Source organism: Bradyrhizobium erythrophlei (genome assembly GCF_900129505.1).
Classification (GTDB): Bacteria; Pseudomonadota; Alphaproteobacteria; order Rhizobiales; family Xanthobacteraceae; genus Bradyrhizobium; species Bradyrhizobium erythrophlei_D.
In genome coordinates this window covers 921,219-933,745 of the sequence record NZ_LT670818.1, presented here as the reverse complement: position 1 = coordinate 933,745, position 12,527 = coordinate 921,219, and the positions used below count along the sequence as shown (strand labels likewise).

General features: G+C 64.5%; 10 protein-coding genes and 1 pseudogene. 5 read left to right on the top strand and 6 right to left on the bottom strand.

All coding sequences use genetic code 11. The annotated features are described in order from the left end of the window. Positions 1 to 80: 80 nt before the first annotated feature. Entirely contained in the window at positions 81 to 1,550 is a 1,470-nt protein-coding gene (locus tag B5525_RS04365) for a glycerol-3-phosphate dehydrogenase (protein WP_079564893.1), read from the top strand. A gap of 237 nt (positions 1,551 to 1,787) precedes the next feature. Then, positions 1,788 to 2,561: pseudogene (locus B5525_RS04360) on the top strand (zinc-dependent alcohol dehydrogenase); the annotation flags it as partial. Positions 2,562 to 2,653: 92 nt separating this feature from the next. Here the strand turns inward: B5525_RS04360 and B5525_RS04355 are convergent. Continuing rightward, positions 2,654 to 3,967: a tetratricopeptide repeat protein gene (locus B5525_RS04355; RefSeq protein ID WP_244567827.1), complete on the bottom strand. Its 1,314-nt coding sequence runs from the start codon at positions 3,965 to 3,967 to the stop codon at positions 2,654 to 2,656. Between the two features lie 105 nt (positions 3,968 to 4,072). Between B5525_RS04355 and B5525_RS04350 the strand changes: the two genes are divergently transcribed. The 3 genes from B5525_RS04350 to B5525_RS04340 are packed head-to-tail and all read left to right on the top strand — an operon-like array spanning position 4,073 to position 6,977. Continuing rightward, positions 4,073 to 5,251 carry an ABC transporter ATP-binding protein gene (locus B5525_RS04350; protein WP_079564892.1) on the top strand — a complete coding sequence of 393 codons (1,179 nt, stop codon included), beginning with the start codon at positions 4,073 to 4,075 and terminating at the stop codon, positions 5,249 to 5,251. After that, positions 5,248 to 6,162, top strand: a complete 915-nt coding sequence (locus tag B5525_RS04345) for an ABC transporter permease (protein ID WP_079564890.1) — start codon at positions 5,248 to 5,250, stop codon at positions 6,160 to 6,162. The genes B5525_RS04350 and B5525_RS04345 overlap by 4 nt, the downstream gene beginning before the upstream one ends. Next, the gene (locus B5525_RS04340) at positions 6,159 to 6,977 is read left to right on the top strand and encodes an ABC transporter permease subunit (protein ID WP_079564888.1); all 819 of its coding nucleotides are present in this window, start codon (positions 6,159 to 6,161) and stop codon (positions 6,975 to 6,977) included. The genes B5525_RS04345 and B5525_RS04340 overlap by 4 nt, the downstream gene beginning before the upstream one ends. A gap of 16 nt (positions 6,978 to 6,993) precedes the next feature. On the opposite strand, the gene B5525_RS04335 is transcribed toward B5525_RS04340, so the two are convergent. The 5 genes from B5525_RS04335 to B5525_RS04315 all read right to left on the bottom strand — a co-directional run bounded on the left by B5525_RS04335 (position 6,994) and on the right by B5525_RS04315 (position 12,394). Continuing rightward, positions 6,994 to 7,989 (bottom strand): alpha/beta hydrolase family protein, encoded by a 996-nt coding sequence (locus B5525_RS04335; protein ID WP_079564886.1) that lies wholly within the window; start codon positions 7,987 to 7,989, stop codon positions 6,994 to 6,996. Positions 7,990 to 8,012: 23 nt separating this feature from the next. Further along, a complete protein-coding gene (locus B5525_RS04330) occupies positions 8,013 to 8,876 on the bottom strand; it encodes an MOSC domain-containing protein (protein ID WP_079564885.1) in 864 nt (287 codons plus the stop codon). A gap of 81 nt (positions 8,877 to 8,957) precedes the next feature. After that, positions 8,958 to 9,821 carry a carbohydrate ABC transporter permease gene (locus B5525_RS04325; protein ID WP_079564883.1) on the bottom strand — a complete coding sequence of 288 codons (864 nt, stop codon included), beginning with the start codon at positions 9,819 to 9,821 and terminating at the stop codon, positions 8,958 to 8,960. Beyond that, positions 9,818 to 10,687 (bottom strand): carbohydrate ABC transporter permease, encoded by an 870-nt coding sequence (locus B5525_RS04320; protein ID WP_079564882.1) that lies wholly within the window; start codon positions 10,685 to 10,687, stop codon positions 9,818 to 9,820. The genes B5525_RS04325 and B5525_RS04320 overlap by 4 nt, the downstream gene beginning before the upstream one ends. A 318-nt stretch (positions 10,688 to 11,005) precedes the next feature. Beyond that, positions 11,006 to 12,394: an extracellular solute-binding protein gene (locus B5525_RS04315; protein ID WP_079564880.1), complete on the bottom strand. Its 1,389-nt coding sequence runs from the start codon at positions 12,392 to 12,394 to the stop codon at positions 11,006 to 11,008. Positions 12,395 to 12,527: the final 133 nt, after the last annotated feature.

Sequence of the window (12,527 nt, the reverse complement as noted above, 5' to 3'; positions counted from 1 at the left end):
CGCAGTTTCTTCACGCAAACCGTTACCCATCGCGCATCAAGTACGGGACAGGCTTCGCCTGAAGACGCTATAGCTTGCGCATGGCGGACTACGATCTTGCGATCATCGGCGGTGGGCTGAACGGCGTCAGCATTGCGCGCGACGCCGCCGGACGCGGCCTGCGGGTGATCCTGCTGGAACAGGGCGATCTCGGTTCCGCCGCATCCGCGGCCTCGCCGCGACTTGTTCATGGCGATATCGCGGTGCTGGAACGCAGGCGGTTGCGCCGCGTGCGCGCGCAACTGGCGGAGCGCGACATCTGGCTCAAGATCGCGCCGCATCTGGTGCGGCCGATGCGGTTCGCGATCCCCGCCCATTCCGACGAGCGTCCGCCGTGGCTGCTGCGCGCCGGGCTTTGGCTGTACGATCGGCTTGCCTCGCGGAGCGGCCTGCCAGGTGCGGCGACCGTCGACGTCACCCATCATCCGCTCGGCAACGCGCTGAAGCGGCCGTTCGGCACCGCATTCGAATATTCCGACTGCGTGGTGGACGATTCGCGACTGGTGATCGCGAATGCCGTCGACGCCGCCGAACGGGGCGCCGACATCCGCACCGGCGCGCGCTGCGTCCGTGCCGACCGGCTCGAGGTCTGGCGGCTGGCGGTGATCGATCGCGGCCGACGCCGGGTGATCACGTCGCGGGCGCTGGCCAACGCCTCGGGCGCCTGGGCCGCGTCGGTCGCGGAAACCGTTCTGCGGCTGCCGCCGCCGCGCGCCGGCGCCATGCAGATCAGCCAGATCGTGGTCCGGCGGCTGTTCGAGACCGACAACGTCTATGTTTTCCAGAACAGCGACCGCCGGCTGATCTTCGCCAGCCCCTATGAGCGCGACTTCACGTTGATCGGCACCGTCGGGCACGCGTTCAAGGGCGATCCGGCCGCGGTGTCGATGGCGGCGGCCGACGTCGCCTATCTCTGTGACGCCGCCAACCGGTATTTTCGCGAGCGGGTCGAACCATCCGATGTGATCAGGACGATCTCCGGTGCCAATCTGGCGATGGACCCCGCCAGCAGGCGCGCCGCGCGGGACGGCGCCATGAGGTTCGAGGCGCGCCGCGGCCGGGCGCCGCTGCTGACGATCTTCGGCGGCGATGTCACCACCGCGCGGTTGCGTGCCGAACGCGCGGTCTCGAAGTTGACGCCATTCTATCCGATGTCGCCGCGCTGGACCGCAATGACGCCGTTGCCGGGCGGCGATTTCGCATGGGCGCACTTCGAGGCCGAGGTCGATCGCGCCCGGGAGCGCTGGCGGTTCCTGGACGAAGCCGAGGCGCAGCGTCTGGTCGGTGCTTATGGCACCCGCCTTGCGGAGGTGCTCGGTGAGGCCAAGGACCGCGCCGATCTCGGCCCGTGGTTCGGGCCGCAACTGACGGGCGCGGAAGTACGCTATCTCATGGCGAAGGAATGGGCACGGTTTGCCGACGACGTTCTCTGGCGGCGGACGAAGCTCGGTTTGACCCTGAAGCCAGAGGAGCGCGACGCGTTGGCGGGCTTCATGACGAAGGCGGGTTGAGGATTGTCAATCGCGCCGTTGGCAGAATCCGCTTGTCGCGAAATTGTCATCGGACGTTATGACAAGATTGAGAACCCGGAAAATCTTTTCACCGGCACGGCCGGCGCCGGTGTTGAGCTGGGTCAACGAGCGCATCGGTGATGTCAGCCTAGTCTAATTCCAACAGCAATGGAGCTAGACAAATGGCAGAGACGATGAAGGCTGCGGTGGTGCACCAATTCGGCAAGCCGCTGGTGATATTGCGAGACCGGCTGGGAAACCGTCTGCGAGCACGAGCACAACACCGGCTATAGCTGCAATGGCGGTTTCGCGGAATACGTTATCGCCTCAGCGCCCTTTGCGGCGCGGCTTCCGGTCGGTGTCGACTTCGCGGCGATTGCGCCGATTCTCTGTGCGGGGGTCACGACCTACAAGGGCCTCAAGGAAACCGAGGCGAGGCCGGGCGAATGGGTTGCCATTTCGGGCATTGGTGGTCTCGGGCAGGTGGCCATCCAGTACGCCAAGGCGATGGGGTTGCACGTGGCCGCGCTCGACATCGCGGCGGACAAGCTCGCTTTGGCCCGCAGCGCCGGCGCCGACATCGCGGTGGACGCGGGCTCGCCGGATGCGGTGGCGGATATTCTCAAAGCCACCGGCGGTGGCCCGCACGGCGTTCTCGTGACCGCGGTCTCGCCGCCTGCTTTCTCGCAGGCGCTGCGGGTGGTGCGGCGCCGGGGAACCGTCAGCCTTGTCGGTCTGCCGCCGGGCGAGTTTCCCACCCCGATCTTCGACGTCGTGCTGAAGCGCATCACCGTGCGCGGGTCGATCGTCGGAACGCGCCGCGACCTCGATGAGGCCATCGCCTTTGCCGTCGCGGGCAAGGTACGGTCCGAGATCAAGACCGCGCCGCTCGGCGACATCAACAAGATCTTCGCCGACCTCAAGGCCGGCAAGATCGAAGGGCGGATGGTGCTGGATTTTAGCCAGCAGCTGAAGAAAGCATCCGAAGCCGGCGCGTTGGCGGACGCCTAGAATACGGGCCGGGATCCGCGCCCCGCGCGGATTCCGGCATTTTGCCAGCGCAGCCCGATCATGCTCGCGCGGCGGCTCGCCGCATCATGGTTTCAACGCGGCGCGTTTGCTTGCTGCAGCCATGCCCTGTCGCGCGCGGACGGTCGTCGATGCAGCCGTTCGGAAATCATTCGCGCGGCCTTGTCGGGATATCCGCCGTGCAGGCACGCTACAATAAAGGTGTCTTCCCATAATTCGCGCTGGGCATGACTGCCGCCGATTCGTACCAGCTCGGGCATCAGCGGTTCGAGGATGCGGACGGCGCTGCTGTAGTCGCCGTCGGCAAAAGCCTGGATGCCGCGACAAAGGCCGATCGCGCCCGCACCCGGGGCGAGTTTTCCGTCGGCGGCGCGGACTTCCATTTGTGTCAGCCGAGTTTGCAAGGCGTCCCGGTTGGTCGCCGCCGCGACCAGCGCGTAATGAACATCGCCAAAATGCGCGCCTGCCTGAGGGAAGAATCGATCGCCATAGGCGGCGACGTCGCGCCAATGCGGCTCCAGCCCCGAAGTGCCTGCAAGCGAAAGCCGCCAGAGCAGCGAAGCCGAATCCGTGAGCACGTTCAGCGGCGGGTATGGCGAATTGGGCGGCCTGATCTGGCGCTCGTAGATCGCAAGGGCCGCGTCCGGATCGCCGGTTTCGATCGCCGCGAGCGCAAGGTGCCAGCACAGATGTCCGTGCAGGAAGCTCGCTTGTTCATGCCTGTTCAGCCAGGAGGAAAGAAACGCGCGGCCACTTTCCGGCTCGCCCAGTTCGAACAGGGCGTGGGAAAGACCATGCGCCGCGCTGGCGTTTTCCGGCCGTAGCGGAAGCGCCCGTTCGGTCAGCACGCGGCCAATGCCGACATTGCCGGCTTCGGTATACGACCAGCCCAGATAGGTGAGGAACCACCAATCCTCGCCGTAATGGCCGGCGTGACGCTGGCAGATCGCGAGTTTCGCCGCGTCGTGATCGGCGCGTCCGGAGAAGGCATAGAGACCGAACGCGCCGAGCAGCAACGAAAGGACGAGGGCGTCGCGCGGATATTCCTCGAGATGCTGCTCGGCGCCGGATAACGCCGCTTTCGGCTGGCCTTCGATCGTTGCGGCCATGATCTCGACATGCCGCCGTTCGCGCGGACTTGCTGCGGCCGCCAGTTGCCGGGCCCGCGCCGCCCGGGCGCGGGCCTCAGGGATTTCCATGTTCATCTGGTGGACGCGGGCGCGTGCAATTTGCGCGAGCGCAAAATCGGGATCTTCGGCGATGGCGCCATCGAAGGCGTCGCCGGCGCCGTTCCAGGCTGAAAGCATGCGGTCCACGCCGTCACGATTGAACGCCGCGGCGCGCTCGGACCCGGTGCTCAGCGACTGATCATACCTGTCCCGGTTCATTTCCTCTCCCAAGCGCGCAGCCCGGATCGTATTGCAGCACGAGACCGGCTGACTGTGAAGCCGGTGCGTTGCGCGCCGGCCCGCCCACCGTGTAGTAGTGGATACATGGCTGAGGACCGACCGATCATCGACGCCGGCACGGAATTGTCGGCACCCCCGATCGAGGCGGAGGCGGCGGACACGCCGCTGCTGCGCATCGACGCGGTGGTGAAGAAATTCGGCGTGTTCCGGGCGGTGAACCGGCTGTCACTCGACATCCGGGCCGGCGAGTTTTTCGCGCTCCTGGGTCCAAGCGGCTGCGGCAAGACCACGCTGCTCAGGATGCTGGCCGGATTCGAGACGCCGGACGAGGGCCGCATCCTGCTCGACGGCAAGGATATTGCGCTGGTCCTGCCGCACCAGCGTCCCGTCAACATGATGTTCCAGAGCTACGCGCTGTTCCCGCATCTTTCCGTGCGCGACAATATCGCCTTCGGTCTCAAGCGCGCCGGCATGGCGCGCACGGAGATTGCTTCCCGCGTTGCGGAGATGGTGGCGCTGGTCAAGCTCGAAGGGCTGGAGAAGCGAAAGCCCGACCAGCTCTCCGGCGGCCAGAAGCAGCGCGTGGCGCTGGCCCGCTCGCTGGCGCGCCGGCCGCGGCTGTTGCTGCTCGACGAGCCCCTGGCCGCGCTCGACAAGAAGCTGCGCGAAAGCACCCAGATCGAACTGGTCGAGCTGCAGCGCCGGCTTGGCATGACCTTTGTCATCGTCACCCATGATCAGGAAGAGGCGATGACGGTGGCCGACCGGATCGGGGTGATGGATGCCGGCCGCCTCGAACAGGTGGCAACGCCGCGGCAGCTCTATGAGGAGCCGGCGTCGCGCTGGGTCGCCGAGTTCGTTGGCGACGTCAACATCTTCGAGGGGCAGCTCGAATCGCGCGACAGCGGGCGGCTGATGATCGCGACCAGCGGCGCCGGCACCATCGTCGTCGCCGAGCCGCGCCAGCCAATGACAAAACCCGGTGTCTGCGTCGCGATCCGTCCCGAAAAGGTAAAATTGTCGCGCCGCGGCCCGGCCTCCGACGGTGCGGCCGCCACACAGGCGATCAACCGGCTCGAAGGCGTCGTGACCGATGTCAGCTATCTCGGCGGCGTCACCAGCTACAAGGTGAAGCTCGATTCCGGCGCGGTTGTTCGCTCGTCGATAGCCAATACGGCGCGGATCGAGATCGATGCCTATCAGGCCTGTCATCGCGTGGTGGCGTGGTTCACGCCCGACGATTGCGTGGTCCTGGAACAATGAGCGCGCGGCGCATCTTCACCCGCCCGGCGCGGCTGGCCGCGATCGCGCCTTACGTCTGGATGATGCTGTTTTTCCTGGTGCCGTTCGCTTTCGTGGTAAAGATCAGCCTGTCGCAGACCGCGATCGCGCAGCCGCCTTACCTGCCGGTGTTCGACCTCACGCAAGGCATTGCGGCGCTGAAGGCGGCGGCTGCAGCGCTGTCGCTGGATAATTTCAGGCTGCTGGTCTCCGACGACCTTTATGTGCTGTCCTATTTGCGCAGCCTCGTGGTTGCGGCGGTCTCGACCTCGATCCTGCTCTTGATCGGCTATCCCATCGCCTACGGCATGTCGCGGCTGCCAACACGCTGGCAGCCTATTGCGATGATGCTGGTCATCGTTCCCTTCTGGACTTCGTTCTTGATCCGCATCTATGCATGGATCAACGTCCTCCAGCACGATGGCTTGCTCAACAAGATACTGCTGGTGCTGCATATTGTCTCCGCACCCGTGGTATGGCTGTCCACCGACAGCGCGATGTATCTCGGCATCGTCTATTCCTATCTGCCGTTTATGATCCTGCCGCTCTATGCGACGCTGGCCAAAATGGAGCCGGCGCTGTTGGAGGCGGCAAGCGATCTCGGCTCATCGCCGCGGCAGGCGTTCTGGCTGGTGACGTTTCCCCTGTCCTTGCCGGGCGTCGCCGCCGGCGTCTTGCTTTGCTTCATCCCGATCGTCGGGGAGTTCGTGATCCCTGATCTGCTCGCCGGTTCCAATTCGCTGATGATCGGCCAGACGCTGTGGCTGGAATTCTTCACCAACAAGGACTGGCCCGTGGCGTCGGCTGCCGCGGTCATGTTGCTCATGCTGCTGGTGGTGCCGTTGCTCCTCTATGATCGGCTGCAGCGCCGCCGGTTCGAGGATTCCCGATGACGGCGCGCGGACCGAAAGGGCTGTCGACCTTCAACGCCGTCTCGCTCGTGCTGGGCGTTGCCTTCCTGTACCTGCCGATCGCCATCCTCGTGATCTATTCGTTCAACGCCTCGCGGCTGGTGACGGTGTGGGGCGGCTGGTCGCTGCGCTGGTACTCCGAATTCTTCCACGACCGCGCCATGCTCGAGGCTGCCCTGATGAGCTTCCGGGTGGCGGCGACTTCGGCCACGATCGCGACGCTGCTCGGCACGCTGGCCGCAGTGGCGCTGTCGCGCGGCGCGCGCTTTCGGGGCCGCGCGCTGTTTTCCGGCATGCTCTATGCGCCTTTGGTGATGCCCGAAGTCATCACCGGGCTGTCGCTGCTGTTGTTGTTCGTCGCCGTCAACGCCGAGCGCGGCTTCTGGACCGTGACCATCGCGCACACCTCGCTGACGATGTGCTTCGTCGCCGTGGTGGTGCAGTCGCGGCTCGGCGTGCTCGACCGCAGTTTCGAGGAGGCCGCGATGGATCTCGGCTGCGATCCGCTCCGCGCCTTCGTCGCGGTGACGCTGCCGCTGATCCTGCCCGCGATCGCCGCGGGCTGGATGCTGGCGTTCACGCTGTCGCTCGACGATCTCGTGATCGCAAGTTTCACCACCGGCCCCGGCTCGGCGACGCTGCCGATCCGGATCTATTCCGAAGTGCGGCTCGGCGTCAAACCGGAGATCAACGCCATCTGCACCCTGGTGATCGGCCTGATCGCGGGGGTCATCGTGATCGCATCGCTGGCCTCGAAACTGTCGAGCGCGCAAGGCGAGAGCGCCGCGCCGTTGTAGGGCCTCACACATCCTTTCAACCCAACTCGAACAGCTCGGCGGCGAGCGCCGCGACGTGCTGGTGCACGGACCGGCGGTCGACGCTCGGCGCGTCGATGCAGTAATCCGGATTGGCCGCGCGCCCGGCTTCGGTGGCCTCGGGGACAAACACATAATGCCCGGCCTCGGCCGCCAGGGGATCGAGCGTGCTCGCCTTCAGCCGCTCATGCAGCCAGATCGCGCCGGGCCGCACGAAGTCCGCTCCGCCGACCACGATCCGGGCCGGCGTGTCGATCGCGGCGAGGCTTGTTTCGCTGAACCCCTGGACGGACCGGCCGGGCGCCATCAATAGCGCCGCCTTGATTCTCGGGTCGCGGTAGTCGTCGCGCATCCGCGCCCAGGACTGCCGGAAAATGGCGCTGCTCTCGAGCAAGCCCGGCAAATGGTCGGCGAGGCCGGGGAATTCCCGCGGACCGCTGTTGTCCTTGCTGGAGGACGACGCCTGGAATCGCGAGGTCTCGCTGATGGCGCCGATCAGCGCCGCTGCAGTGGCACCGCCGAGGGAATAGCCGGCGACAAAGGCGCAGTTCACGTCGACATGCCCTGCGAACGCGCCGCTTGCGTCGATCAAATCGAGCAACAGCGTGAGGTCGTGCGCCCGCTCCCACCAGCACAAAAAACCTTCGGCGCGATAGGGTTCGGTGGTCGTATTGCCGTGATGGTCGACGCCGATGGCGATGAAACCGCGTTGGGCGAGATCGCGCGCCAGCCATTCCAGGTGCATGACGGTCCCGCCGGTGCCGTGCGAGAGCAGCACGACCGGATAGCGGCGGCAGGCCGGGCTGATCGGCGCGTCGCGCGCGGCCGGGCCGATCGAGAACCAGGGCGCCGTTGCGGGTGAGGCGAACACGCGTTCCGAAGCTTCATTCGATACCGGGTACCACGCAGCCCAACTCAACGGGCGCGGTCCGCTGCCGTCCCAGTTCGGTCGCGTGGTGTCTTCGAATCGACCTTGTCGAAATCCGACCGGCATTCAAGCTCCCATCGCCGGCCCGTTCATTCCAGCACGACCTGGTCGCCGCACTTCACCGGGCCCGTGGCAACGACCGTCGCATAGGCGCCGAGGCACGGGAATGTTCCGGGGCCGAGCGGCGGAAATTCGATTCTGTTCAGTTTGTTCACCACCGCTACCGCCTCGCGGCTGTGGGGCAGGTTTCCATGCGCAAGCATCGGCACTGCGCAGCGCGGCGTCGGCGCGATCACTTCGATGCTGACGTGCGGTCCGATGCGCAAGCGGCGGCCGACCCACTGGTTCTCGACAAACACCTCCGAAGACGGAGTTTCGATGACGATGTTGGGACGGTATCTTTCCGCCTCGATCGATGCCGCGGGAGCCGCAGCGCGCGTGGCCTCGAGCGAGGCCGAGGTCATCACATGCAGCGGGGCGAAGTCGAAAAATCCCCCCGCAGGCGCGGCCGAAGCGATCGCCAGAACATCCTGGGTCACGGTCGCCTCGACTCCCTCCGTCATGACTTCATCCGGCCTCGCCCGGTTGAGTTCGATGCCGGCCGGCCTGACGTCGATTAATTTTATCCGTCGTCCCAGCCATTCCGAGACCTTCATATCGAAATCCGGATCCGTGAGGTCGATCTGATTGCCGCCGCCGTCGGAGACGATGATTGACGCATTGGTTTGGGAACCGGTCTTCGCGCTCGTCTTGGCGCTAAACGCCAGTAAATCACGCCACAAATTGGGCTGCTTGGCGCTGGCGATCTTTCCGGTCGAGGGGTCAACCAGCGCATGCGCGCGGTCGCCGTCAACGCCGGAGACACCCATTTCGCATCCCTCCAGCGTTTCTCCCTGCATCGATTTGACGGGGTAGCGCATGATGGCGCGGATCGTTCCAATGATAACAGGCATTTATTTCCTCGCGCGCGACGGGCCTGACAGGGGAGCCGTTGATCTCGCGGGTAACACAAGCAATCCGCGTGCCGCAAACGCTCATGATTTTACAGCACCGGCGGTCAGGCCGCCGACCATGTAGCGCTTGAAGGCGTAATAGACCGCGGCCGGCGGCAGCGCGTAGATGAAGCCGGTGGTCATCAGCGGTTCCCACGGCGAATCGTCGGCGGCGAGGAAGTTGCCGAGCGCGACCGGCAGCGTGATGTCGCGGTCGTTCGACAGCAGCAGGAAGGCGTAGAGATATTCGTTCCAGGCGAGCAGCACCGCGTAGGTGCCGATGGCGACCAGCGACGGCATCATCAGCGGCAGATAGACCAGGCGGAAAATCTGCAGGACCGTGGCGCCGTCCATGATCGCGGCTTCGTCGAGCTCGACCGGCAGCTTGTCGGAGGCCTGCTTCAGCACCCAGATCGCGTAGGGCGAGGCGATGGTCACCATTGCCAGAATCAGCGCCCAGGAACTGTTGAGCAGGCCGTAAGTACCCATGGTGCGGTACATCGGCACGGCCAGGAATGCCGCCGGGATGAAATAGGTGAACAGCGCGAGATTCATCGTCAGCCGGCCGCCCGGCACGCGCAGCCGCGAGATCGAGAACGCCGCGGCGGTGGCGACGAACAGCGTCAGCGCGCCGGTGGCGGCGGCGATCACGGCGGAATTGCCGAACTGCACCCAGAAATCGCGCAGGAAGTAATGCTGCTGGTAAAACACGATGTGGAAATTGTGCAGGGTCGGATGCGCGGGCCACAATTTACCGGAGAAGGCGTCTTCCTTCGGCGAAATCGCGAACAGGAACATGTGATAGATCGGCACCATGGTCCAGATGAAGACGGGGATGCCGATCAGGAGCAGCCGCGCCTCGGTGCCGGTTTCGCGCCAGGTGGGAAGCCGAGCGGGAAGCTTCATCGCGACAACCGTTTCATCATGAAATAGACCAAAGGCAGCACCAGCGGCAGCGCGCAGACGATCGAGGCCATCGACATGTCGAGCTGGTCGAGCCTGAGATAGCGGATGCCCAGGGTGGCCAGCACATGGGTGAGGTCGGCGGGCCCGCCGCCGGTCAACAGATACACGCTGTTGAAATCGCCGAGCGTCCAGATCATCGACAGCAGCGTGCAGGTGACATAGAGCGTCTGCATCGACGGCCAGGTGATGAAGCGGAATTTCTGCCACCAGCTCGCGCCGTCGACGTCGGCGGCCTCGAACAGGTCCTGCGAGATGGCGAGCCGTCCGGTGATCAGGATCAATGTCCAGAACGGCAGCGACTTCCAGATGTGCACCCCGATGGCCATAGTCAGCGCCACCGTCGGATCGTTCAGCCAGTTCGGGCCGTCCTCGCCGGTGAACTTGAAGATCAATTGATTGACCACGCCCCATTCGGGATTGAGCATGAAGCGCACCGACAAGATGGTCGGGATCGACGGCACCGCCCATGGCAGGATGAACAGGACCGACAGCCATTTGATCCAGGAGCGTTCCTGGATGAAGAAGCCCGACAGGAACAGCGCCACCAGCATCTTGAAATTGATGCCGATGACCAGAAAGATCAGCGTGTTGACGGCTGCGCGCGCGAAGATCGGATCGTGATAGAGCGCGACATAGCTCGCGGGATGGCGCGCCAGCCATAGCCCGTAGCCGACCGGATAGACCACGAAGGCCAGGAACACCAGCAGATACGGCACCAGCAGCACGATGCCCCAGACCTGCGGCGTCGTCAGCCGCGCCGACCATGGTGCGCTCGGGATATCGGATGCTGAGAGCGTGATCGCCATATTCAAGTACTCTTAGTGGAAGTCCGCCTCCAGCGGTCACCTGTGGTCACCTCGCCCCGCGTGCGGGGAGAGGTCGGCACGAAGCGCCGGGTGAGGGGGACTCTCAACGAGTCGCGCTCGCCGAGAGAGCCCCTCACCCCGACCCTCTCCCCGCAGGCGGGGAGAGGGAGAAGCGCATCCCGTCATTGCGAGGAGCGAAGCGACGAAGCAATCCAGCTTCTGCGTCGCCGAGAGATGGATTGCTTCGCTGCGCTCGCAACGACGGTTTCAAAGCCTTCATCATACCGGCTGCTTTGTTGGCGGCCAGCATCGTTTGTCCTACCCCGCGACCTGCTTGATGCGGGCGATCAGTTCGTCGACGGCCTTGTCGACCGGCACTTTCTCGCTCACCACGCGATTCATCGCCTTGGCCCAGACGTTCTCGTTGTTGAGGATGGTGAACTTGTAGTTCTTGGTGAAGTCGAACGGTATCGTGCCGCCGGTGAACTGGGCATAGACCGTCTTGCGATGACGGTCGGACTGCCAGAACGGGCTCTGCTGCCCCGCTGTCGTGACCGGGAACCAGCGGCCGAGGCCGCCTTCGACGTAGGGCTGGAGGTTCTCCTCCTGCAGCAGGAATTTGACGAACTCCTTGCCCTCCGCCTTGTTCTTCGAGGCGGAGAAGATCACGCCGGTCTTGACGTCGGAGCGGTATTTCATCGGCGTTCCGTCGGGCTTGTTGGGGAAGCCCGCGGTGATGATATCCTGCTCATAGGCCTTCTTGCCGGCGGCGCGCTGCTCGGGCGTGAGCGCCGGGTTGGTGGAATCCTCGAACCACTTCGCCGCGATCGAAATGGTGAAATTGTGGGTCATCACGATCGTCTTGTTGTGGAAGGCGACGTTGTTGTCGGGATCCTTCCACGTGGTGGAGGAGGGCGGCGTGCAGCCCCGGGTGTAGGTATCGGTATAATCCTTCAGCGCCGCTATCAGCTCCTCCCGGACCTTGGGATCGTCGACCAGGAGCTTGCCGTTGTCGTCGACCAGCTTGACGTTCCAGGCGTCCATGAAGGTGTAGAACGACTGGAACGAGTCGGTGGATTCCACACCCATCGGCTGACCGACGCCGTAGACGCGCGAACTGGTCGCCTTGCGATAGGCCGGCTGCACCTTGTCGCACCAGAAATTCCAGTAGTCCGCCCATTTGGTCGGAATGTCGCTTTCCTTGAAGCCGGCGGTCTCCAGCATGTCCTTCCAGATATTGACGTGCATGGTCTGCTGTTTCAGCGGAAAGCCGTAATAGGCCTTCTTCTTGGTCTGGTCGTTATAGAGCAGCGCCGTCTCCAGCGTGTTCGGCGCGAAAGCCGACTTCATCGGCACCAGGATGTCGGAGAGATCCTCGAGCTTGCCCTCGAACGCCCACTTGCCGGCCGCCTGCACGTCGTAGGAGTCGCCATAGGCGACATCCGGTGGGGTCCCGGAATCCAGCGCCGCCACCGTCTTCGGGATCATGTCCTGCACCGCGTATTGCGACAGCTCGACCTTGATGCCGGTCTTGGCCTCGAACTTCTTGATCGCCTCCAGCAGCGCATCGTCTTCGGACTTGTAGAAGCCCTTCACCCACCAGACCGTGATCTTCTTGTCCTGCGCGAGTGCCGGCGCCGCCGCGCAGAGCAGGCCGATGGCGGCCGAGACTGCCAATGCGAGCGCGCGTGTTCCCTTGGGTTTCACATTATTCTCCCTGATCTGCCGGTTTTTGTTAACCGGTTGGGTGAGAGCCTAACGCATTGCGGGGGACTGATCCAGATGGCGCGTCTATGTCTTGCGTAGGGAGGGGGCAGCACGCTCTACCTTCGTCGTGGCA